This is a genomic window from Halorientalis persicus (assembly GCF_900110215.1).
Classification (GTDB): domain Archaea; phylum Halobacteriota; class Halobacteria; order Halobacteriales; family Haloarculaceae; genus Halorientalis; species Halorientalis persica.
The window spans coordinates 1-1,701 of record NZ_FOCX01000103.1 but is presented as its reverse complement, the minus strand read 5'-3'; the positions used below and the strand labels follow the sequence as shown (position 1 = coordinate 1,701).

The following is a 1,701-nucleotide window of genomic DNA, read 5'->3' as shown; positions in this document are numbered from 1 at the left end:
TCCGGGAAATAACGCTCATAGCCGGCGTTTACAACGTGGAGCAGGCAATTGAACGCTGAAACGCCGAAATTCGCCGGATTCAATTGAGCCGTTTGCACCTATCCGACCCACCCAACCTACCCCCGCCGAGTGGATAGGTTTTGGACAGTTCAATTCAGTTCTGTCCGGGCGCTTGCCGTGGGGGGAACTGCGAGAAGGTGTGGTTCAACGACCGCCCGCCTTCTCACAGGCTCTTGCTCTTAACGGAAAATGTACTTTCAAGGGCTTAAGACCTTCGCAAAACCGCTATACAGTACTATGGAGATTTGCGAAGAAGGTGAGAAGGGGACGGTCGTTGAACCATGTAGACCAAACCACTACGAGAAAATAATACTGTCGGTAATATCCCGCTCGAACAGATTCATTCGGGCCTCCTGATAGGGATAATGCAGAGCGCCGTAGTCGAACCGCTCAAAATCAGGTTGGGGTGTGGGACTCGTAACCCGGTCGATTCGAGAGCGACACCGGGGGTGTTTTCGAGAACCCCACCGGGGCGTCTCCTTGTTCATTCCCTATACCGGGATGAATGGCTAATCTGACTGAAATATAGTGCGGACTATAGACCGGGACCTTCGGCTCGCTCAAACGGGGGTGAAACGGAGAAAACCGATTCTAACACCAGCTAACGTCGTTTTAGACGGACCGAGAACAATGTAGCGACCTGCTACAGCCCTGTAGGACCGGGGAGACAGGGGCCACCCGACTGTCCCCACCCGTCCCCTGTCGTCACACAGCAGTCACAGGCACCTGTGAGCGGTGTCAGAGACGGAGGGAGCCGGGGGACCCTGCCGGGCCGGGACGGGCAGGGGGCCGGGGGGACTGCCGGGGGAGTCCGGGGCTGGCCCCCGGTGGGGACGGGGATACCCCCCTACTCGCTGACACGCTCGTAGCGCTCACCGTCCACGAGCAACCCCCTTCGACGCTCTCGACAGGGATACTCTCTTTCCAAGACCCATATCCGATTTGGCACTTGGTCAGACGACCGGACTCGACACCCTCGAAAACGGCGTCCATCTGGTAGGCCATGTGCTACCTTTGACACTGTAGGGTGTCGAGAGTTTCGGCAGTGGCAGGGAGCCGCGAACTGTTGAACTTGCTCTGACTCTCTGATTGAGAGTCCGTTTCACCGGTTGTCAAACCGTCCGATTTTCATGCGTTCGTGAAGCGATATAGCGCCTCATACGGGCCACGTAGCCGGTCGTGACGGTCGCCTTCGACGGCATGACCCACTCGTCGGCGTTGGGCTTCGAGGGCGAGAGGGGTGGACTGTGGGTCGAGAACGGGCTGTTGACGGTCGGCGGAAGGGGCCGGGATACTGAACTCGTCTTTTGTCCCGCTTTTATCCGATTTATACGCGTGGCGCATATTCACTCTCTCGGAATATAGCCACCTTCAGGGTCCAAAGAAGTGACTGGACCAAGAGTTGAATCCGTCATGAAGGCTTTTCTGATTCCGGTCGAACATCAATCATGGTAGTCAAAACACACTTCCGCCCACTGCCAACCCATGAACCACCCACAATCAAACCCCGCCCAAGACTCCATTAGTAGTGCGGTAATTGAAGCCGTAGCCCAAGAGAGAGGCACCGAACCCGAAGACCTCTCGGAAACGTTGCACAACGTGGTTGACACCGACGCGTTAGACGCTCTCTTCGCCGGTCAG

2 protein-coding genes are annotated in these 1,701 nt (G+C 56.8%); both read left to right on the top strand.

The features are described 5' to 3' along the window. Positions 1-1,239: 1,239 nt before the first annotated feature. The gene (locus BMX17_RS26840; RefSeq protein WP_139203804.1) at positions 1,240-1,425 is read left to right on the top strand and encodes a hypothetical protein; all 186 of its coding nucleotides are present in this window, start codon (positions 1,240-1,242) and stop codon (positions 1,423-1,425) included. A 120-nt stretch (positions 1,426-1,545) separates the two neighbouring features. Further along, positions 1,546-1,701 (top strand): HalOD1 output domain-containing protein (locus tag BMX17_RS27685; RefSeq protein WP_394327927.1); only part of this gene is annotated, 156 nt, incomplete at its 3' end.